This is a genomic window from Tenacibaculum sp. SM2510 (assembly GCF_057002845.1).
The window spans coordinates 412722-436534 of record NZ_CP192703.1; the positions used below are offsets into that span (position 1 = coordinate 412722).

The 23813-nt window shown below is 31.8% G+C and carries 15 protein-coding genes and 2 pseudogenes; 4 read left to right on the forward strand and 13 right to left on the reverse strand.

All coding sequences use genetic code 11. The features are described from left to right. The first annotated feature begins 1 nt into the window (after window position 1). The 4 genes from ACQ629_RS01810 to ACQ629_RS01825 all read left to right on the forward strand — a co-directional run bounded on the left by ACQ629_RS01810 (window position 2) and on the right by ACQ629_RS01825 (window position 6977). A complete protein-coding gene (locus tag ACQ629_RS01810; protein WP_483706251.1) occupies window positions 2-2101 on the forward strand; it encodes a flavin monoamine oxidase family protein in 2100 nt (699 codons plus the stop codon). Window positions 2102-2128: 27 nt separating this feature from the next. Then, window positions 2129-3397 carry a peroxidase, FMP-type gene (locus ACQ629_RS01815; protein WP_483706252.1) on the forward strand — a complete coding sequence of 423 codons (1269 nt, stop codon included), beginning with the start codon at window positions 2129-2131 and terminating at the stop codon, window positions 3395-3397. Between the two features lie 1676 nt (window positions 3398-5073). Further along, window positions 5074-6276: a multidrug effflux MFS transporter gene (locus ACQ629_RS01820; protein WP_483706253.1), complete on the forward strand. Its 1203-nt coding sequence runs from the start codon at window positions 5074-5076 to the stop codon at window positions 6274-6276. A 5-nt stretch (window positions 6277-6281) separates the two neighbouring features. Beyond that, a complete protein-coding gene (locus ACQ629_RS01825; protein ID WP_483706254.1) occupies window positions 6282-6977 on the forward strand; it encodes a pseudouridine synthase in 696 nt (231 codons plus the stop codon). A gap of 179 nt (window positions 6978-7156) precedes the next feature. Here the strand turns inward: ACQ629_RS01825 and ACQ629_RS01830 are convergent, their stop codons facing one another. From ACQ629_RS01830 to ACQ629_RS01890, 13 genes and pseudogenes are all read right to left on the reverse strand, one after another. After that, entirely contained in the window at window positions 7157-7636 is a 480-nt protein-coding gene (locus ACQ629_RS01830) for an Lrp/AsnC family transcriptional regulator (RefSeq protein WP_483706255.1), read from the reverse strand. 82 nt (window positions 7637-7718) lie between these two features. After that, the gene (locus ACQ629_RS01835) at window positions 7719-8771 is read right to left on the reverse strand and encodes a M14 family metallopeptidase (protein WP_483706256.1); all 1053 of its coding nucleotides are present in this window, start codon (window positions 8769-8771) and stop codon (window positions 7719-7721) included. A 1-nt stretch (window position 8772) separates the two neighbouring features. Further along, window positions 8773-10239: an aminotransferase class V-fold PLP-dependent enzyme gene (locus tag ACQ629_RS01840; RefSeq protein ID WP_483706257.1), complete on the reverse strand. Its 1467-nt coding sequence runs from the start codon at window positions 10237-10239 to the stop codon at window positions 8773-8775. A 179-nt stretch (window positions 10240-10418) separates the two neighbouring features. Continuing rightward, window positions 10419-11810 (reverse strand): phosphoglucosamine mutase, encoded by a 1392-nt coding sequence (gene glmM, locus ACQ629_RS01845; RefSeq protein ID WP_483706258.1) that lies wholly within the window; start codon window positions 11808-11810, stop codon window positions 10419-10421. A gap of 146 nt (window positions 11811-11956) precedes the next feature. Beyond that, a complete protein-coding gene (gene rpsA, locus ACQ629_RS01850; RefSeq protein ID WP_483706259.1) occupies window positions 11957-13732 on the reverse strand; it encodes a 30S ribosomal protein S1 in 1776 nt (591 codons plus the stop codon). Between the two features lie 218 nt (window positions 13733-13950). Continuing rightward, window positions 13951-14691, reverse strand: coding sequence for a sterol desaturase family protein (locus ACQ629_RS01855; RefSeq protein ID WP_483706260.1), 741 nt, complete (start codon window positions 14689-14691; stop codon window positions 13951-13953). A 118-nt stretch (window positions 14692-14809) separates the two neighbouring features. Then, window positions 14810-15118 (reverse strand): annotated as a pseudogene (locus ACQ629_RS01860) (transposase); the annotation flags it as partial. Between the two features lie 212 nt (window positions 15119-15330). Beyond that, a pseudogene (locus ACQ629_RS01865) lies at window positions 15331-15465 on the reverse strand (hypothetical protein); the annotation flags it as partial. 239 nt (window positions 15466-15704) lie between these two features. Beyond that, window positions 15705-17066 (reverse strand): TlpA family protein disulfide reductase, encoded by a 1362-nt coding sequence (locus ACQ629_RS01870; protein ID WP_483706261.1) that lies wholly within the window; start codon window positions 17064-17066, stop codon window positions 15705-15707. A 46-nt stretch (window positions 17067-17112) separates the two neighbouring features. Then, complete coding sequence (locus tag ACQ629_RS01875) at window positions 17113-18063, reverse strand: alpha/beta fold hydrolase (protein ID WP_483706262.1); 951 nt, start codon at window positions 18061-18063, stop codon at window positions 17113-17115. Window positions 18064-18086: 23 nt separating this feature from the next. Beyond that, complete coding sequence (locus ACQ629_RS01880) at window positions 18087-19655, reverse strand: GMC oxidoreductase (protein ID WP_483706263.1); 1569 nt, start codon at window positions 19653-19655, stop codon at window positions 18087-18089. Window positions 19656-19724: 69 nt separating this feature from the next. Continuing rightward, window positions 19725-22823 (reverse strand): VPS10 domain-containing protein, encoded by a 3099-nt coding sequence (locus tag ACQ629_RS01885; protein WP_483706264.1) that lies wholly within the window; start codon window positions 22821-22823, stop codon window positions 19725-19727. 122 nt (window positions 22824-22945) lie between these two features. Beyond that, window positions 22946-23812 (reverse strand): YkgJ family cysteine cluster protein, encoded by an 867-nt coding sequence (locus ACQ629_RS01890; RefSeq protein ID WP_483706265.1) that lies wholly within the window; start codon window positions 23810-23812, stop codon window positions 22946-22948. Between the last annotated feature and the right edge of the window lies 1 nt (window position 23813).

Consider the following 23813-nt stretch of genomic DNA (forward strand, 5'->3'; position numbering starts at 1 on the left):
AATGGAAAACAAAACCTATTCAATTTTTGGGGCAGGAGCAGCTGGTTTATACACAGCATGGAGATTACTACAAGGAAAACCTGCCAATGCAAAAGATAAATCTAAAATTTTAATCAAAGGAGATACCCTAGAACTATACGACTGGGGTAAATATGAATTTTCAAAAGAAGAAAAAGGAACAAGAGAAGCGGGTGCCAGAGTTTGTACTTGGCATTATAAAGATAATCCTGAGGCTTCTTATGTAGAATTAGGTGGTATGCGTTATTCTGATTGGGATTATAAAAAAACAAAGAGCAACCCAAATCCCAATGATGGTAATAACCCTGGACATCGATTAGTTACTAAAACCATTAGTGAAATTGGGCTAGAAAAATATTCGGTTCCTTTTAATGAAGCTAGTGATCCGCTTTTATCATTAAGATCAAAAAGCATGTATACCTCTGATATTGATGCTAAAAACCCTGCGCCATATAATGTAAATAATTATGGAGCAGATGCAGGACCAGATGATGGTTTTACTAAAATTGAAGCTGTAGGTGTTGATGTTTGTGAAGGCGCATTGCCACCAACACGAAAAGAATGGTGTAAGTTTTACGAAGAAGGAAGAGTTAAAGAAAATTTAGGAGATCATTCTATCTTTAAAAAAGGACAAAAATTAAAAGATATTGGGTATTGGAATTTGGCCTATGATGTTTTAGGACAAGAAGGTTTTAGTTATTTAGCTGATGGTAATGGCTATTCTTCAAATGTAGTAAACAGCAATTCTGCACAATCGTTTGAAGTAAATAATGAGTTTACACCAGGCACGCTTTATAAAACATTAACGATAGGTTATTCTGGTATTTTTTCTACACTTTTTCAGGAAATTGTAAAATTAGCGGAAGAGAAAGGCATTTGTTTCGAATACCATTCAAATACAAGACTACGTTCTATTTTAGAAAATAAAAATGTAATTCATTATACAACTGCAAGCAGGCAAGAACCAAATAAAGAGTTGGATGTAAAAACGTGTGATGCAGCATTTTTAGCTATGGGAAGATATGCTATTGATTTAGTTGCACAAGCAACACGCTATATGAATAAAAAACAAGGCGATTTCGATGTTTTAAATGAAGAGAGCGTACAATTGTATTTAGATTCTGTTTTAATGCAACCTTCTTATAAAATAGGGATGTTCTTTGATTCACCTTGGTGGCGAGATGATATTCCTTCACCTCCCAAATATCCAGCGAAGCTAAATAGTTATTTTTTAACACAAGAAGGTGTTAAAGCTCTTATAAAAGAGGGTTTTCCTGCCAAATACATAAAAGCAATAGAAGATGCAGCTTCAGAAGCGGCACAAGCAAAGTTAAAAGCCGAAAAGCAACATAAGGTATATAATAATTCTGTTACATCAATTATAGATACAAGCTATACAACAGAAACAGCCTTTTTAAATGATGCAGAAACTATTGTAGCAGCAAATTTTAGCTATAAAGAAAAACAACAAATTACCGATATCGCACATTTAGATACTATTGGACCAAGTGCAACAGATATGCCTATTAGACAGGTGGTTTATTTTGGAGATAATGCAAACAATAAAAAAGGTAAAAAAATCTACGGAATTCTAGCAAGTTACGACGACATACGCTACACAACGTTCTGGAAAGCCTTAGAGTTAGAACCAAATGAAGAACAAAAAATAGCCGAATCTAAAAATACACAGCCTTTAGAAGGCCCTCGTAAAGCGCCTGAAATAATGGTAAAAATGTTACGTCAGCAATTGGCAAGTCTACATTTTGGATCTCAAGCAGGTTATACATCAATTCCTGAACCTTTAGAAACCAAATATATGGACTGGTCTTTACCACCATTTAAAGCAGGGTATCATGCTTATTATTCGCATTATAATATTGGAGATGTACAACAAAAAATACGTAAACCATCGTCATTAGTAAAAGGTAAAGACAGCAATATTTTTATTGTTGGCTCTACATATTCAAATGATCAAGCTTGGGTAGAAGGAGCTTTCTGTACAGCTGAGTCGGTATTAAACGATTTTTTTAATATAGAAAAGTTAATTGACGATACCGAATACCCTTTTATCTGCCCTAAATAAAACATTAATAATATAAACAAAACTATTATGAAAAAAGCACAACAGTCTTCGGTGAAACCTTATAAAGAATGGGAGATAGGAGAGCCTAATCAAGGACCGTATGACGGAGCTCAATTCGGCATCTTATCAAAACTAAATGGTACTTGGGTTAATTGGAAAGACGGTCCGACAGGACTGCACACTACGCCAATGCCTTCACCTGGAACCTCTTCTGAGACCGTTTTTGGAGTTTTCCATTTCAAATCTCAAGAGTACACTGAACAGCTAAAGTTTACACAAGTCAACGCACCAGTTCGTAACCGAGGAGGATCTAACGAACAGTTTAACGCTGCTGTTAAATACGAAACGGCGATTATTGACAACGATGGACTTCTTCAACATTTTGAGGACGGAATGTACCTTTGGTTAGGCGATCATCAGATGCCTTGGAGCGCGAAAAGTCCTTATCAAAATCCGCCGAATATGTTCAAGCACACATCAGATGAAGAATCCGTAAAAACTGATGGTGCAGTGCCTGTAATGGGGGCAGGTGAATTGGGACCTCAATTCGTACCACCGTATCAAATTTCTCGTTCTGGAGTAATTCCACACGGTACAACTATTCACTTAACAGGTAACATAACGGAATCTAAAGAAAACGTGGCACCTCATATTGCAAATCTTTGGGAACAACAATATTTAGCGGTATCACCAACCATGGGTATTAATCCTGATAAAGATTTAATAAAAGGCTCTCGTAAGAAACCTGCATGGACAGAACTTCCTCGCGAAGCACAAGAAGATGGAGGGCTTAACAGTGGACGTGCCTACTTTGAGAAAATTTTTAATTATGACGATTTTGGTGCTAAATTCCCTTTCACGGTGCAACCGAATTTAAAGTTAACGGATGCCAACGAAAAACTAAAATTTAAAAGATACGACATGATTGAGCTAGACTCGTTACACAATACAGGTGTTCAAGGTGGTATTATTAATAATGTGATGGTTGAGCGTTACTGTAGAGTCGCTAGAATGCGCTATCGTATGTGGCTAGAAGAAGTACACGATGAAGAGTTCGGAGGAATTATCGAACAGCTACAGTATGAACAGATTGTAGATTTCGAATTCATGTTTGGCTCAACTGGCGGTACAACACTTTGGCCACATATACAGGTTAACACATTACGCCGCGAGAAAGACATTCCAATAAACAGACGTCTGCCATCAATTAAACTACCAACGGAGGCTCCTGAAAAAGCAGTCGATGATGGGCCGGCTCCAATGGTTTGCCCAATGGGACATTCACGTCGTGGTTAAGCCTAATAACAAATGAATTCGATGTGAAAAAACATTTTAGTTAGAATAAAATATGGAATGAATTTATTTTTAAAACTAGCTAAATAGCACAACAAAAAGCTGTTATTTAGCTAGTTTTTTAGTTTTAAGTATGTCAGAAATTTTTAAACTATTTGAGTAGAATTTAAATTATCATAACGATTTTAAGTGCTTGTTTAATTTTTATTCTTAACTTTTTAAACCAATTTTTTTATTATAATTAGCACTTTGTAGTACGATAAATTAACTTATAATACAGTTTCAAAGCAATTTTACATACTATATAATTATGAATTATAATATGTACTATAATGTTCTGCGTTATGTACACTTTGCTTTGGTAAAAGCTTTAAAAATTCCAATTTTATTTTATTTTTTTCTTCTCAAATATTTCTTTAAAAAATGTAATGGAATACGCTTTTTACGAAACGACGATAGGAGAGTAGTGGAATGTGTATGGAATGGGAACATAACTTAAATTTATTTAATAATTTCTCGATAACTTTCTTTTTTTATACTTCCTTAAATAACAAAATTCACTAAATTCGTAACTTATGGAGTTTATAGATTTATACGCAGGAATAGTATTCATTCTACCTCACCACATCATGGAATGTCAGCATACATTGCTGAATTAGATGAGATAAAGAGACTTACTTCTAAACTTGATACTACTAGTGATGAAGCTGAAGAATTTTACATTTATGGTGATAAAGTGTTTATTTGGAATGATCTAATAAAATAATCGACCTAATATAATTTTGGCAAAACAATAGGGGAGTGGAACGTAATATTTTAGGGAGCTAGCAATACATAATCTTAAGTTTCTCAATTTTAAAACACTTCTAAAAACAAACTTAATAAGTTCGAATCTATCCTATAATATAGAGAAACGAGCCGTAATTGTTTCCAAAATTATATGTAAGTCTTGATTTTTTTGTTTCTTTTTTCATCAAGGAAAAAAAGAAAATAATGAAAGATTAATAGTAACAATGTTATTGTCTATTTAACATAGTATTAAAAGTGCTAAACTAAAGAAACTTCAATAATAGTTCTAAATAGAACAAGAGTATAAAATTTATTTTTCTTAAATTTTATACTCTTGTGGCAATCCACGAGAATCGTCTAAAATTTTTTATTACGTACATTTTTATCGAATACGCGATTTTTAATAAGAGCAAAAAGGTTAGCTTTTATTTTGGCGTTGGCAAGCGGTGGATAATTGTGTGTAAAATAAATTGTTAGAGCAATTTGATTTTATAAAACAATCGAGCGCTTGGTAGCGGCTATTTTACATAACGGCTAATTATAGATACAAATGTTTTATAAACGCTGCGAAGCAAACCGCTTAATTAGTTTAATGACCCAAGTTCCAATTATTCTTATGAAAACGAATGCTTCTGGGATATTTTACATAATACTACATTATAGCTATCTAATAAACTTAGAAGTTAATGAGCCGTAATTTCTTTTAACATAATATCTGTCGATATAAGTCTAAAGACGTTATATCTGATATTATGCTAAATAGCCTGAAAAACGGCTATACAGAAATTACTATCTATTTGTACTATAATTAATATTATGTTAAATAGATTATTTTATAATAAAGAGTTATTAATTAATAGTACTCATAATAAACTCCCTATTTTTGCCGAATGCAAAAACAAAAAAAATCAAAATTAGAATTTATTGGTTTAATGGCTGCCTTAATGTCGTTAGTTGCATTATCTATAGATGCATTGTTACCCGCTTTAGAACAAATAGGAATCAGTATTAATATAGCTCAAAACTCTAACGATAATCAGTTATTAATAACCATGATATTTTTAGGATTGGGATTTGGTCAACTAATTTCTGGACCAATATCAGATAGTTTAGGAAGAAAACCTGTTATCTATTTTGGATTTATAGTTTTTGTTTTAGCCAGTTTTATATGTATCAGCGCAACCAGTATAGAAATGATGGTTTTTGGTAGAATATTACAAGGTATTGGTTTATCTGCCCCCAGAACAATCAGTATTGCCATGGTAAGAGATAGTTTTGAAGGTAATTATATGGCCAAAATAATGTCTTTTATTGTAGTCATATTTATTTTAGTTCCTGTTGTAGCTCCTGCTATTGGTAAATTAATGCTTGATGCTTTTGGTTGGAAATCTATATTTTACAGTCAATTAATATACGGTTTTATAGTAATGATTTGGCTTTGGAAGCGTCAACCAGAAACGTTGAAAGAAGAAAACAGAACAAAATTATCTATTGGTCTTTTTATTGAAGGGGCTAAAGAATTTTTAAAGCACAAGCAAGCTGTTGTATTCACTTTAGTATCAGGCTTTATTACAGGCTCTTTTATGGTGTATTTAAGTGCTTCGCAACGTATTTTTCAAATACAATACGACTTGGCTAATGAATTTCCTTACATATTTGCAGGCTTAGCCATTTCGGTAGGATTTGCTACATTTTTAAACGGAACTTTTGTGATGAGATTCGGGATGTTTAAACTCATTGCTACTTTCTTAGTAATTTTCACATTGATTCCAGTATTATATATCATTTTTTTTTACGGAAAAGAAAATCCGGATATAAACGTATTATTAGCATTTTTTGCTTTACAGTTTTTTTCTCTCGGGTTTCTATTTGGTAATATAAGAGCATTAGCTATGCAACCAGTAGGTCATATTGCCGGAGTTGGCGCAGCTATAAATGGTTTTGTTTCTACAATTATGGCAGTTCCTATTGCTACATTTATAGGAACTTATGTTAAAACCACTACCCTACCTTTATTTGTAGGTTTTTTAATTTGCGGAATTTTATCGTTATTATTATTGAACTTTACGAAGTTAAAAATCACAAATAATTAAACTTTATGAGCCTTACTATTCTTTTTGAAGACGACTATATACTTTGTGTTTCTAAACCTAATAATGTAGTTGTGCATCATGCGCATCATTCACGAAATGTTTCTGATGAAGATTCCTTATTGCAATTATTATTCAATCAATTCGGACATAAATTTTACCCGATACACCGGTTAGACAGAAAAACTTCAGGCATTATTTTATTAGCCAAAGAAACCAAATATGTATCAAAATTTCAGGAGTTATTTACAAATAACGAGATTCAAAAAACATATTACGGAATTGTAAGAGGGCATTCTCCAGAAAGTAAAGTAATTAATTCCCCTGTAAAAGGTAGAGATTCTGATGTTTATAAAGAGGCTGAAACACATTTAAAAACAGTTGCTAATGTTATTGTTAATATTCCAGTAAAACCCTATGACAGCTCTCGATATAGCTTAGTAGAGATGAAACCTACCACAGGAAGATTACACCAATTACGTATTCACATGAATAAAATTAGCCATCCACTTATTGGTGATCCAAAATATGGTGACAAGAATCATAATGTAATGTTTATTGATAATTTTAACTGTGAAAACTTATTCTTACATGCATATTCTTTAGAGTTTATACATCCTTTTTCTAACGAAAAACAACTAATAAAGGCTGATTTACCAAACGAATGGAAGACTGTTTTTAAACGTTTTGATTGGAGTATTTAAGAAAAAAAATGAAAATGGTATAAAGAAAATCATTCCGAATAGCGCTAGCCTCTACCCTCTTATAGAAAACCCATTTTTACCTTAGAAATTAAAATAACTGTAGAATCTTAAGATAAATAATCACAACATAAAAAAAGGTTGACATAATTGTCAACCTTTTTTAGGTGTCTTATAATTTTTTAAATTTCTTTAAAAATCGCGTGCATTAAACGCTTTTTATCATTAATGCTTTCTTCTAAAGAAATCATAGTTTCAGTTCGGTTTACACCACTAACTTCATCTATTTTATAAATAATATCTTTTGCATCATTAGTGCTTTTAGCTCTTACCTTACAAAAAATATTGTATTTACCAGCGGTAACATAGGCAACCGTTACATTAGGTATTAAACGTAAACTATCTAAAACATGTTGTGTCATAGATGTTTTTTCTAAATATACACCAACATGAGCTATAAAAGTATACCCCATCTTATCATAGTTCAATGTTAATGTTGAACCTTGGATGATACCTTCATCTTCCATCTTTTTAACACGTACATGAATAGTACCTGCTGATACTAACAATTTTTTTGCAATATCAGTAAAAGGAGTACGCGCGTTTTCAATTAAAATATCTAAAATTTGATGATCAATCTCATCTAATACAAACTTTTTCATTTTTTCGTTTTATTCAAGTAATAGTGCTAAAATATAATTTTTTTCTATTTTAAGAAGACTTTTACTGAGAAATATTTAGTTTTTAGTCTTTTATATTGAATTCTTTATGCGCAATAAAAGACGATAAATCTCCTTCTTTCTCTTTGTTTAAAGCCAGTGCAAATTTACCATTTTCTAGTTTCTCTGCATAGTGATATGCTACATCTTTTTGATTATTTTTAGATCGATAAATAACATCATAGAAGTTCTTGATATTGTTTGGAATAGATAAATAATCTAAATAATTCTTAAAGTTTTTAGCCACTGAAATGTGGTAAATTCCCTGTAAAATAGCAAAGAAATTATATTTTCTTACGATTTCTCGTTCGTAATCTTCCGGATAATGGCCTGCTTCTATTAGAATAGTATTGTGTCCTAATTTCTGAAAATTATCTCCTGTTGCAGTCGGATAAAACTCATCGGTATAACGACCAATATAATTCGGAATTAATTTTTGAAGTAAGCCATTCATAGAAACTATAACATTCATAGTTTCTTTACGACCTTTGGTGATTTTACGAGTTTCTTCTTCAGACGGAGCTAAAAAAGAAATGGTAGCCGGGTTTTTTGTTCCTTCTACTCCAAAAATAGTTCTCTGGTCATGCAAGTTAAAACAAAAATCAGGTTTAAAATCACCTAATATATTGCTTAACAACTTACTTTCTTTAGCCTGCAAAGCAACTGCATCTCTATTTAAATCAACTCCGTTCGCATTAACACGCGTATATACCTCTGCCCCATCAGGATTTAACATTGGTATAATTTTTATAGTGCAACTACTTAAAATATCAGTAGCTATTTTTGTGTTTGAATGTAGTTTTATATAGTTTAAAAAATCGAATACTGCTTTGGTACCAGTACTTTCATTACCATGCATTTGGCTCCATACAAGTATTTTTATTTTACCGGAACCCAATTTTAATTGATAAATATCTTTATCTGTTTCAGACTTACCTATAATTTTATGTTCGATATTTTTATCTAAACCATAAAAAAGAGGCTTAATATCATTAAGTGTAATATGCCTTCCTGATATTTTTTCTTCTTTAATTTCAGAATAATGTTCTTCTAAAAATGTAGCGTCTAAAAGATTCATATTATAAAGTAAACCAATCTGCAATTAATTCTTTTTCTATAGGCTCGGTTGTAGCATGGATGTAATCGTTTTTAACCATGTCGTATTTATAGTCTTTAGACCATTCTTCTATGTTTTCTGTTAAGGTTTTTAATGAATTACAAATAAACTGTATTTCAGTATCTGTAATTGTAGGGTGTACAGATAAACGCACCCATCCTGGCTTATCAGTATTACAACCTTCTAATATTTGATCTTTTATTTTGTTTGATTTATCTAAATCTACATTTAATAAAAAGTGACCATAAGTACCCGCACAAGAACATCCTCCTCTTGTTTGAATTCCGAATCGATCGTTTAATAACTTAACAACTAAATTGAAATGGTATTTTTCATAATAAAAAGAAAAAATACTCAATCGATCTTTAGTATTAGGCGCTAAAATTTTTACTCCATCTAAATTTTCTAAGCAATTAAAAATAATAGGATTTATTTCATCCTCTCGTTGCTTCATTTTATCAGTACCCATCTGATTTTTTAACTGAATAGACAACGCTATTTTAATCGTTTGTAAAAAAGCTGGCGTTCCGCCATCTTCTCGTGTTTCAACATCGTCAAAATAATCATGCCCTCCCCAAGGGTTGGTGTAGCTAACAGTTCCACCACCTGGATTATCAGGAACCATGTTTTTATATAATTTTCTATTAAAAATCAACACTCCCGAGCTTCCTGGTCCTCCTAAGAATTTATGAGGAGAAAAGAAAACAGCATCTAAATATTCATCTTCATTTTCTGGATGCATATTTATATCAACATAAGGTGCCGAACAAGCAAAATCTACAAAACATAAACCTCCATATTTATGAATTAATGAAGCTACTTTATGATAATCTGTTTTAATACCTGTTACATTAGAACCTGCAATAATCGATGCAATTTTTATAGGCCTGTCTATATACTCTTTTATGATTTCTTCAAACATTTCTAAGCATATAAGACCTTCATTATTACAAGGTACAACAGCAACATCAGCAATTGTTTCTATCCAAGAAGTTTGGTTAGAATGATGCTCCATATGGCTTACAAAAACAATCGGTCGTTTCTCTTCAGGTATTTGAGTGTGCTCTTTTAAGTTTTCAGATACTTTTAAACCTAAAATTCGTTGGAATTTATTTACAACTCCTGTCATTCCAGATCCCTCAGTAATTAAAACATCATCTTTTGATGCATTTACATGACGTTTAATAATATTTCTAGCTTCATGATACGCTAATGTCATAGCGGCCCCTGAAGTTGATGTTTCGGTATGTGTATTTGCTACAAATGGGCCGAATTCGTTTAGTAATTTTTCTTCTATAGGTCTGTATAATCTACCACTGGCCGTCCAATCAGTATATATCATTTTTTGTTCTCCATAAGGAGATACATATGTTTGATTGATACCAACAATGTTTTTTTTAAACTTAGCAAAATATTGTTCTAAATTCATGATCTTAATATTGTTTTTATGGTCTAAAATTAGAGTTCTACTAAGAGTTAGCCTAAAAGATTTATAATATTAACTAATTTGTAAATTTTTGTTTATTAAAGTCTAAACTTCCCTCCTATTAAAATAGTATTTTACAGAAAAAAATACACTTTAAAACAACCAATTTATAAAGTACTTTTTTATTTTATTATTTGTTCTATTTCTGTTATAAATCGCTCTGCAAGTGTATCTGCATTTTCCTGGCTTGTACTTTCGGTATAAATTCTAATAATAGGTTCGGTATTTGATTTACGTAAATGCACCCATTCGGTATCAAAATCAATTTTAACACCATCAATTGTATTAACATCTTCGTCTTTGTATTTAGAAGCCATTGTTTCTAAAATTTTATCAACATCGATTTGAGGTGTTAATTGTATTTTATTTTTACTCATAAAGTAACTAGGATACGAATCTCTTAATGCTTTACAAGACATTTTCTTATGTGCCAAGTGCGATAAAAATAATGCAACACCAACTAATGAATCACGACCATAATGAGAAGCTGGGTAAATAATTCCCCCATTACCTTCACCACCGATAACAGTATCGGTATCCTTCATCATTTGTACTACATTTACTTCTCCTACTGCAGATGCAGTATATTTTCCGCCATGTTTTTCGGTAACATCACGCAATGCTCTTGACGATGATAAGTTAGAAACTGTATTTCCGCCTCCTAATCTTCCTAAAACATAATCTGCACAAGCTACTAAAGTATATTCTTCACCAAACATTGAACCGTCTTCTGATATCAATGCTAAACGATCAACATCAGGATCAACTACAATACCTAAATCAGCTTTTTTCTTAACTACAAGCTTAGAAATATCGGTTAAGTTTTCTTTTAAAGGCTCTGGATTATGAGGAAACTGACCGTTTGGCTCACAGTATAATTCTATACATTTAACGCCTAATTCTTTTAATAAAGCAGGAATAAAGATTCCTCCGGTAGAATTAACTCCGTCAACAACAACTTTAAACTTGGCTTTTTTAATCGCTTTTACATCAACTAAATCCAATTTTAAAACTTCTTTGATATGTTTTTTTAAGTATTTTTTATTTTTCTTGTAGGTACCTAAATCATCAACTTCAGCAAAAGTAAAATCTTCGTTATCTGCTAATCGTAAGATTTCTTCTCCATCTGCACCATTTAAGAACTCTCCTTTTTCATTCAATAACTTTAAAGCATTCCATTGTTTCGGATTATGAGAAGCGGTTAAAATAATTCCTCCTTCTGCTTTTTCTAACGGAACAGCAACTTCAACGGTTGGCGTGGTAGACAATCCTAAATCAATTACATTAATACCTAAACCTACTAAAGTATTTGCTACTAAATTACTAATCATTTTACCCGAAATACGAGCATCTCTTCCTATAACAACTTTAATCTCCTTTGCATTCGGATTTCTTTTTTGAATAAATGCTCCGTATGCAGCAGCAAATTTAACAGCATCAACTGGAGTAAGGTTTTCACCGGTGTTACCTCCTATTGTACCTCTAATTCCTGATATAGATTTTATAAGTGTCATCTTTCTTTTTATTTTTTAAACAAATATACTAGTATTTAAGAAAATACTGATACATCGCAGAGGGTTTAACTGTAACATAAGTTACATAAAGTGCATAAAAAAACCGCTACTTGCGTAGCGGTTTTAAAATTTATGATTTCAGGAGATTATTTTCCTTCCATTTTTCTTTTTAATTCAGCTAATCCACCAATATCTCCTAAAGTAGTTTTTTCTACGTCAGCAGCTTTTTTAGCAGCAGCTTTGATGTTTTTCTTTTCTTCTTCCTTGAAAAGAGAAGTGTGAGAAACAACAATTCTACGGTATTCTTTACTAAATTCAGTAACGATGAACTTTACAGCATCACCTTTTTCTAATTTAGAACCGTCTTCTTTTTCTAAGAAACGAGTTGGAGCAAATGCTTCGATACCATCTGCAAATACTACAGTTGCACCTTTATCATTCTTCTCTTTAATAGAACCTTCGTGAGTAGATCCGATTGCATACGTAGCTTCATGAGCATCCCAAGGATTATCTTGAGTTTGCTTGTGACCTAAGTTTAACTTACGGTTCTCTACATCTAATTCTAATACTTGAACTTCTAATTTATCACCAACAGTTACAAAATCTGAAGGGTGCTTAATTTTCTTAGTCCAAGATAAATCAGAGATATACACTAATCCATCAATTCCCTCTTCTAATTCTACGAATACACCAAAGTTAGTGTAGTTACGTACAGTACCAGTATGAGTTGAATTTACAGGATATTTAGTTGTAATATCTGTCCATGGATCTGGGTGTAATTGCTTCATACCTAAAGACATTTTACGATCTTCACGATCTAATGTTAAGATTTGAGCTTCTACTTCGTCACCAACTTTTACGAAATCTTGCGCAGAACGTAAGTGAGTAGACCAAGACATTTCAGAAACGTGAATTAATCCTTCAACACCTTCTTCAACCTCTACGAATGCACCATAATCAGCTAAAACAACAACTTTACCTTTTACTTTATCACCTACTGCTAATTCAGTATTTAAAGCTTCCCAAGGATGAGCAGATAATTGTTTTAAACCTAATTGGATTCTAGATTTGTTATCATCAAAGTCTAAAATTACAACATTTAATTTCTGATCTAATTCAACAACCTCGTTCGGGTGGTTGATACGAGACCAAGATAAATCAGTAATATGTACTAATCCGTCAACACCACCTAAATCAACAAAGACACCATAAGAAGTAATGTTTTTAACAACACCTTCTAATACTTGTCCTTTTTCTAATTGACCGATGATTTCTTTTTTCTGATCTTCTAAATCTGCTTCGATTAACGCTTTATGAGATACTACTACGTTCTTAAATTCGTGGTTGATTTTCACAACTTTGAATTCCATAGTTTTCTCTACATACTGATCGTAATCTCTAATAGGTTTCACGTCAATTTGAGAACCTGGTAAGAATGCTTCAATACCAAATACATCAACGATCATACCTCCACGAGTTCTACACTTAACAAAACCGTTAACGATTTCACCAGTTTCATGTGCATTATTAACACGTTCCCATGCTTTAATTACACGTGCTTTTTTGTGAGATAATACTAATTGACCAGAAGCATCTTCTCTTTTGTCAACTAATACTTCTACAGTGTCTCCAACTGTTAAACTTGGGTTGTAACGAAATTCGTTTAAAGAAATTACTCCCTCTGACTTAGAGTTGATATCGATAATTGCATCTCTATCAGTAATTCTTGTAACGGTACCTTCAATTACATCACGTTCGTTTACGAATCCTACTGTACCTTCTAAGGCTTTTTCGAATTCTTGTAATTTAGTTTCATCAACTTCATCAATACCTTCTTCGTATTTATGCCAGTTAAATGTTGCTAAAAATTCTGCTGGATTTACTACTGCCTCAGCAGCTACTGTTTTTGTTTCTTCAGACATTCTGAATAATACTTTGTATCTTTTTGTTAGCCAGATTCTTAACAACACTAACGCCAAGAGAAATTTATATGAATTTTATTTTCTCGTTCCTTTTATAAATCTGTTATTGTAAAAAGGAGTGCAAATTTACGAAGTTTTATTTAAAAAACCTATAAAGGTTTTGATTTTAAGTAAGTTGAGACTATTTCATTTTATAACGAAATGATTATTCCTTTAGCTTATTTTTCTGTTTTAAACATTCGATCCCACAAAACGGTATAAAAGCCATAATTTTTATAATTTAATAGATGATGTTCTTTATGAAAGGTATTGGTTGTAAAAATTAAAAGCAACGGTTTTTTATTTGTAACATTTAAGTGGGTAATTACACCGTACAACCAATTAAAAACTAAAAAAGTTATAAAACTATAAATATTAAAAGAAAAAAAAATGGTTATTGTAGTTAATAATAAACCAAATAAGATAGATTCCCAAGGAGACATATAATATAAACTAACAGCATTAAACTTTACGGAATGCTCGTGATGTTTTGAATGTATTTTTTTTAAGTAACTTAGATTATGAGAAAACCAATGTAAAAAATACATTAGAAAATCTATTAGTAAAAACAAACCCATAAAAGAAACTAAAAAGTTATCGGCAGAAAAAATAATTATTTCTTTAGACCATAATATAAAACCAGGAATCGCTATAAGAATGTTTAAAACCAAGGTTAGCAATGAAAAAAATAATTCTTTTTTAGAGATGAATGTTTCGTACTTGTAAATATGATTCCATATTTTACTAATACCTATGTTAAACACATATGTGACTATATTTATACATGTCAGTAACGTAAAAAACACAAAAGGATCTTTAAGGCTCATTGTTTTAGAGTTATGTTGCGTTTTTACCTTTTTAATCAAAAGTACTTTACTTTGAATCATAAAACCAACTATTCGGCATATTTTACTCTTCATCAACTTCTTTTATAACTAAATTGTCATTATAAACAGCTCCATTTGTTAATTGCGGAGAGCAATAAAGTACAAAATATGCTTGAGATAACTTATTGGTTATATTTTCATATGATACTAACTACCTATTTTGCCGCATTTTTACATATCCACCATCTCTAAAATTTAAATACAACTTTAATCCTGCTTCAAATGATTCTTTATCAGTATTTCTCAGCATTGCTACATATATTTTAAGATCAATGAAAACCTGCATCTTTTGCTTTTTAGCGATATATCTACTTATTTCAGTAACTTGATGAAATTGACAGAGTTGAACAGGTATATTATTAAACGTACCAACTAATCCTTTTCTGCCGTCACAAACGGCAGCAACAATATCAAGGCCTTTAGGTTTTAGTTCATTAATTCCCTTTATGTACAAAGCGTTAGTTTCTGATTTGACGTAATACCAAAGAAGGTTTTCTTTACTCTAAGCATCCTTAAACAATATTAATCCAAAACTTCTGCCCTATAAGTTCTACCCATCAAGCCAGTAACTTTCTTAAGAACTACCTCAGTTTTATTTACTTGATAAAGATCTAGCTTACGCTGGATAGTTCTCTTTGAACATACGTATCTACTTGCCAGTTATATATAAGTTTATTTTTCTTTGGGGTACTCATCCCAAAGAAAATCTATCGATTTTTTACCTCTAGTAAAAACTCTTTTGTAATCCAAACATTTGTAACGCTGTTCACTTAATTTAATTCCGTATTTATCTGTCATTAAGCTATTACAAAATTTACATTTTTTTTATTCAGAACCTTTGGTTTGGCTCAAAGCTAATAAACATAGGTCGTAAGGAGATTTTTACCAACCATATTGTCCATTGCATCTGAATTTGATATCAGAAAATGGTTCAAATGTCTTAATTTTTAAATTTCAATTGATTGATTGATAAAACAAAAAAGTAATATTCCTAACATTTATATTGCTAGGAATATTACTTAAATTAAAATTTTTTAAGGTTATACTTAAATTTTAAGTTCATTAAATAAATCAACAAGTTTTGTATCAGAAGGCCTTGGTGCATCAGAATTTACAATATTACCTGCTGGATCAACTAAAATAAAACGGGGTATTCCTTGAATGCCATAATCAGTAACAAATTTCGATTTCCAATCATTGTCAGCAATTAATTGAATTCCACCAAGCTCTTTATCTATAATCATTTGTTTCCATGCCTCGTAATCTTTTTTAAGATCAATTGAAAGACTTACAAATTCAATATTTTTATCATGATATTGTTTTTCAATTTTCTTTAAAGACGGTATTTCAGCTTTACATGGTCCACACCAAGTTGCCCATACATCAATATACACATACTTTCCTTTTAAATCAGCTAAAGAAGTTGTTCCTCCTGCATTATTTTCATAATTTTCAAAAACTGGAGAAGTTTTTCCTTTCGCTAATTTTTTAATAATATTAAACTGTTTTGTTACTTGGTCCTTTAAAGCTTCATCAGTAGAAAGCTCCATAATACCATTATATAACTCTTCAGAGCTAGCATTAAGCGCCATTAATTCATATGAAAGAACACGAAGTATGTCATTTTTTATGATTTCGCTTTTATTTTCTTTAATTAATTTTAAAGATGCTGTTACGAAAGAAATTTTTTCTTTTTTAGAATTTTCTGTAGCAACGGTATTAAAATTATAGGACACAATAGCTTTATAGGCTGCAGAAGATTTATAATGTTCTTCATTATTAAAATCAAAACCTTCTAAGACATTAGGAAAAGAATCAGAAACTTTAAAATCAGTATTTTTTGAAAAAAAACGATGAGCCATTTCATATTTCATTAAATGACTTATATGATCATGCTTTAAATTTAATTTTTCTTTTTTTATAAAATCAGCATCTAAACCTTCTAATGATTTCTCTAATGTTTCTTTTTGTGCATTCATCTTATCTAGATAAGCAGTTTCTTCTAAAGAATATAATTGAGGCTCTATTCCTGTTTTTTCTTTTATTAAAACTTTTTGTGCCAAGAAATTATTAACATCACTTCCGTTACCTGTATAAACAATGCTTTCATCAAATTGTTTAGCATCCATGTTTAAATTAATGTTGTATCCATTCTTTAAATACATAGCAGAACTCTCTTTTCCATCGCCAAAACTATAATAACCATTTGTGTTAAAAATAGTATCGGAAAAAGATCCTGAATCAGAAACCTTAATTTCTCTAACAGTTTCATTTGAACTGTTAATAATTGCTATGCTTTCACTGTTTGCGTTTTTAATGGTTCCTGTAAATAACGTATAATCAACAGGTTTTGAGTTGTTACACGAAATAATAGTAATGGCAAGGGCGCCAAAAAGTAGTTTTTTCATAATGTTTTTTGTTTTTTAAATAATCGACAATATAGTTAAATATTAATTATTCGTTTTTTATAAATTTAAGTACCGATTTTAAACTTTCTATAGGGCTTTCTTCCATTGGGGTATGCCCTACTTCTTTTAAAATTACTAAACTATTATTAGGTAAGTCTTTTTGAAATTGATACGCATTTTTTAAGGGAATTAAAAAATCTTCTGCTCCCCATAGTATCAATGTTGGTTGCTTGATTGTTTTAATTTTAGCAGACGAACTTGCAGGTGTTTTCATATTAAAACGATCTACAAAAGCCTGACGATTTCCTTCTCTTAAGGTTAATTCGAAATACCTTTCAACCATTGAATCGGTTACTTTAGATTTGTTATAATACACATTTTCTACACTCGATTTCACTAAAAAACGTGGCGTTACATACGTAAATAATTTATTAACAATAGGTGTTTGAGCTATCTTAAAAGCAATGGGAACCGTTTTAGATTTCATAGGATAACCTGCCGCATCAATTAATATTAATTTAGATACCATGGCTGGTTCTTTTACCGTGAAATTCCATGCTATTTGTCCGCCTAAAGAATTACCTGCTACCATACAGTTTTTAATACTTAAGGTTTTTAAAAAACTAGTTATAAAGTAGGTATAATTATCCATCGAATAAGTACGGTCTGGAAATGGCCCTGTTAATCCGTAAGCTGGAAGATCCATTCTTATTACTCTTTTTGTTTTCTTTAAAGTATCCGTCCAAGCATCAAAAGTGTGTAAACTTGCTCCTGTACCGTGAATAAGTACAATTGGAATAGAATCGTTTTTATTTCCTTCATCACGATAATGAACTTCCATTCCGTTTACAGAAATAAATGAAGAGGCTTCATTTGCATATTTTTCTTTCAATTCATTTAAAGGAATATCACGGTGCCCATATAAAATAGTAATACCTATAACAATCAATAAAGTAAAAGCTAAAGTAATTTTAATAATTTTTATTAAATATTTCATTGAGTAAATTTCGATGTTATAGTTTATTTTTTACGTATTTGATTCATTGCATGCTCAGCAATTGCTGTAATTGATAACGACGGGTTCACACCCGGATTTGCCGAAATCATAGATCCATCAATAATATAAAGGTTTTCATAACCAAAAACTTGATTGTTTTTATTGATAACACCTTCTGAAGGATTTTCGCTCATTACCGCACCACCCAAAACATGTGCTGTTGACGGAATTCCCGCTAAGGTTTCTAAGGCAAACGAAGTGCTTACGCCATTTACGGCCTTGCTATATTCTTCTACCAACTTGCGAGACTCCTTAATAAACGGAGTTGGTTTTTTACCAGCACTAACTGTTGATGTCATCGAACCAAAAATATTTCTTTTAAATCGAAGCGTACTATCTAAAGTTTGCATAAAAAGAAGCACCACCGTTTTTTTAGCCCAACTATTGGTAAAATAAATTTTAAAATATTTAATCGGTGATTTTATAAAAGACACAAATATCATAACTAAACGTGCAAAAATATTTGTGTTTGTAACATATGGTAAATGTAAAAACTTCCAAGCATTAGAACCTTCTGCATACCTAACAATTTCTAGGTGAGAATTCTCATCAGTATCTAAAATACTACCGATTGCTACTCCTTTTGAATAATTCTTGCCTTTTTCGAGGCTAGAAACACTCACTAAAGTTTCATTATTTGTTCTTATATCTTGCCCTAATCTGTCTGAAATATTAGGTAAAGAATTTGTTTTTAGTTTTAGTAAAAGTTTCACGGTACCTAATACACCGCCTGAAAAAACAACCCCTTTACTTTTAATTTTTCTCTTTTTAGAGAAGAATTTTGTGCTGGTTTTTATAGCAATTTCATAACCTGTATTACCATCGCTTAAAGTTGCAGGAATAACATCATAAACTTCATTTTCTGCTATGATTTTTGCTCCCAATTTTTGAGCTAAGTACAAGTAGTTTTTATCTAAAGTGTTTTTAGAGTTATTTCTACAGCCTGTCATACAAGCACCACAAAAATTACAACCTGTTCTTTCTGGACCTTTACCATTAAAATAAGGATCTTCTTTCGTTACATTTTCTTCACCAAAATATACGGCAACATTAGGAGCATCAAATTTATCTTCCATCCCTAATTTTTTGGCTACTTTTTTAAGTCCGATATCTCCATCAAACAATTGCGGATTTTTTGCTGCCCCAAGCATTCGCAATGCTTCTTTATAATAAGGTGCTAATTCGGTTTCCCAATCTTTTAATTTACTCCAACTTCCGGTTTTAAAAAAAGTTGATTTAGGAACTGGCAATGTATTGGCATATACCAAAGAACCACCACCAACACCAGTACCAGAAAGTATTGCCACGTGTTTAAATATGGTTAATTTCATGATACCAAAAAAATGCAACCTTGGCATCCAAAGCCATTTTCTGAAATTCCAGTTTGTTTTAGGAAAATCTTTAGCTTTAAACCATTTTCCTTTTTCAACCACTAAAACTTTGTATCCTTTTTCAGATAATCGTAAAGCACTTACAGAACCACCAAAACCACTTCCAATTATTATATAATCGTATTCTTTCTCTAAACTCACAAATTTGTATTTTAAATATTTTACTCTTTAAGATGTTATTAAAGGTAAATTAGATTCACTGTGTTTTCTTTATAATTCATTTTCTATAAATAAATAATTTAACTTTTTGCTGTTAAAAGCAGTATTAAACACTTTTATTTCCTTGCTTAATAACTCGTTAAAAACCTTTAGCTGTACATTTATTTTTTGTATTAACTCGTTTTTAACGGCAATATCTTGTTCGGTTGGCGCAAAATCGCCCATACTTACTAAGCTATTTAAATGCCCTAGTTTATTAGTTAATCGAATCGGGAAATTTAGGGGATCTTGTCCACTTCTGTTTTTTGTTTGATATAAGGCTTCCTCAATTTTTGTGAATTTCTTTTTTAAGTCTTTTGCCTTTTCTATCAAATCTTTTACTAACGAATTATTTTTATATTGGTTTTGAAAAGCTGATAATTGCTTTTTTATATTTCTTATTTTTTTTATAGATTTATGAGCATTATCCATAGTTTTGTTTACATCTTTTATAAAATCGAATTGCTTTTCCATGTCAGCTTGTGTACTTTCTGCTCTTGGATCTGCAAGAATGGTAAACGGTTGTTCTTGAGTTTTTCCGTTTACATTTAAGCTTGCTTTATAAACTCCAGGAATTGCTTTCGGTCCTTTTAAACTTGCCCACCATAAAATCATACCCTTTAGTTTTTCTGCACCTTTATAAGTCATGCTCCAAATATATTGGTTTCCTCCTTTTTTAGCTACCAAAACGTTTTTCTTTTTATTTGCTGTACTTACCGACTTTATAGTATTACCTTTTACATCAAAATAGGTTAATGAAATAGTATCTTTCTTTTTATCATAATCTTTTAAGTTGAAATAAGTAACCACACCATTAGGCATATTTGTTCCTGATGTTTTACTACCTTTTCTACTACCGCCACGCATTCTGTAGGCGTCTTTTGGTTTAAATAGTTTATCCCCTGAAGATTCACTGTTTAATAATTGATGAATAACCGTTAAATCATCAATCATCCATAAACTTCTACCTTGGGTTGCTACAATTAAGCTATTGTCTTTTATCGTTAAATCTGTAATGGGTACAATAGGTAGATTTAATTGAAATGGCTTCCAATTTTTACCTGCATCAAAAGAAATATACATTCCTGTTTCTGTTCCTGCATACAATAAACCTTTATGTTTAGGGTCTTCTCTAACTACTCGTGTAAAATGCTCTGGATTAATTCCGTTTGTAATTTTAGTCCAAGATTTCCCGTAATCTGTTGTTTTATATAGATATGGAGTGAAATCGCCTGTTTTATATTTTGTTCCAGCTACATAACAGGTACCTTTATCAAAAGCACTTGGTTCAATACTATTTATCATCATCCATTCTGGCATCCCCTTTGGTGTTACATTTTGCCAATTTTTTCCGCCGTTTTTTGTGACATGAATCAACCCATCATCACTTCCAACCCATAGTAATCCTTCTTTTAATGGTGATTCTTGAGCAGCAAAAATGGTACAATAATATTCTACTGATGTGTTGTCTTGGGTAATTGGTCCTCCTGACGATTTTAATTTTTCTGGGTCGTTTCTTGTTAAATCATCACTTATAATTTTCCATGATTGCCCTTCATTTTCAGTAACATGAACATGTTGCGAAAAAGTGTATAATTTATTTGGATTATGTTTTGAAAACATGATTGGAAAATTCCATTGAAAACGATATTTCATGCCTTCAGCTCCATGTCCCATAGGATTATCTGGCCAAACATTAATTGCACGGACAGTTCCTGTTTTATGATTAACTCGTGTTAAAAAACCGTCGTAACTTCCACCGTAAATAATATCATTATCTTTGGGATCAACAGCAATATGTGCCGATTCTCCTCCAGCCGTAGATTCCCAATCATCCTCGGTTATTGCTCCCCCATCAGTTCTATGTGGAATTCTTATTGTCGAATTATCTTGTTGCGCTGCATAAATGCGGTACGGAAAATGATTATCAGTAGTTACTCTATAAAATTGTGATGTTGGTTGATTATGGTAAGTACTCCAAGTTTCTCCTCCATCATATGTAACTTGCGCCCCGCCATCATCACCTATAATCATACGCTCTGGATTTTCTGGAGCTATCCATAAATCGTGATGATCACCATGTGGTGCATTGTGTGTACTAAATGTTTTTCCTCCATCCACACTTTTATGATAACGTACATTTAAAACGTACACTTTATCAACATCTTTTGTGTCTGCATAAACACGTGTATAATACCAAGCACGTTGACGAATTTTACGTTCACTATTTACTTGTTTCCATGTTTCACCTCCATCATTACTTTGATACAATCCACCTTTATCTTTGTTTTCTACAATAGCCCAAACACGTTGGTTGTTTACTGGAGATACTGTTACTCCAATAATACCTAAAGTACCTTCTGCAAACCCTTTTTTTGTAGAAATTTCTGTCCATGTTTCTCCACTATCTGTGCTTTTCCAAAGCGCAGAACCTTCACCACCTGAGTTTAAGCTATAAGGAGTTCTATTAATTCGCCATGTAGATGCATATAAAATTCGTGGATTTGTTGGGTCCATTTGTAAATCGACAACTCCTGCGTGTTCATTAGAAAACAAAGTCTTGTTCCATGTTTTACCGCCATCAATACTTTTATAAACACCGCGTTCTTTAGTCGGTTTGTATAAGTTACCCATAACTCCGGCAAAAACAATGTCTGAATTTGTTGGATGAATGGCTATTCTAGGAACATGTCTTGATTTTTTTAAACCAGATTCTATCCAAGTTTTACCTGCATCTACTGTTTTCCATATACCGTAACCAGATGACACATTACCTCGTACTGTCTTTTCACCACCACCAACATACATAACATTAGGATCGGATTTTGATACCGAAATTGCTCCGATACTTCCTCCGAAAAAACCATCAGAAATATTCTCCCATTGTCGACCACCATTTGTCGTTTTCCAAATTCCGCCACCAGTTGATCCAAAATAATAAAGATTTGGTTTGTTTGGTACGCCTGTTACCGCAGCACTTCTCCCGCCTCTAAAAGGTCCTAGAAGCCTATATTGTAGTATATCATAATCGGATTCAGATAATGATTGTGCATTAACTTGTGCTGTAAACCCAAAAGAAAAAGCACATAAAAAGATAAGTAAAAACCGCATGAAATTATAAGATTTGGTTATGTTGCTTTAAAAGTAAGCATTAAAAATTAAGTGTAATAATTACCACTTAATTTTCACAAATCTTTTATACCATTACAACGTTTTTAGTATATGAAAAGTATTTATTCTTTAGCTCCATGGCTTTTTGCTATTTCAACCCAATGCTCGGAAATACCTTTTGTATCGGCTCCTAAACCTCTAGATAAATGCAATGCTACAGCAATTAGTAGAACAGATGCTTCATGAAATTCTTCTAACGTTTGTATATTCCCAAACTCTTCTTGTGCTTTTTGTAGTAATAAATCGTTGTGCTTTTGCGCAAAAGTAGTCGGATTTTCAGCATCAATAGTTATTTCAGGTACCATTAAACAATTCATCCATTCCTCTCCTATTCTAATTACTGATAACTGATGAGTTTCACGTCCTAACTCTCGCCATACGGCTAGTGTTTTAATGTCTCCAGATGCCGCTAAACCTGTATCTAAAAGCAACTCGAAACCAATATCCGCAATATTTTGCATCACTATTAAATATTCATCTAAAGCTTTTTCAAATTTATCAGCTTTTTGCCCTTTAAGATAATCACCAACACTTAATTTAGGTAAATCTAAAACTTCAGCACAATCGGTTAAACAAGGAAATTGAGTTCCTTCATAAATATACGCTGCTTTATCAAATTGCACTTGACGCCCTAGCGGATATAATCTACAAGCCAATGGGCGACCTTCATGAACGCTACAACCGGCATTATCTATATATAAGCTACATGCATGTTGTCCTTTTCTATCTTTTTTTCCATCAAACAATAATTGAATCCCACCATGTTCGGTATAAAGATTACGAAATTCTTTTGGAGTAACTTTTTTTTCTCTACTAAAACGAAATAATTCCCACGGATTTAGCATTACGTCTTTACCAAAACAACAGGTTCCTGATCTTGAGCAAGTAAGTGGTAATATACTTTTTGAGGTAAGTTTGGTTATTTGCATT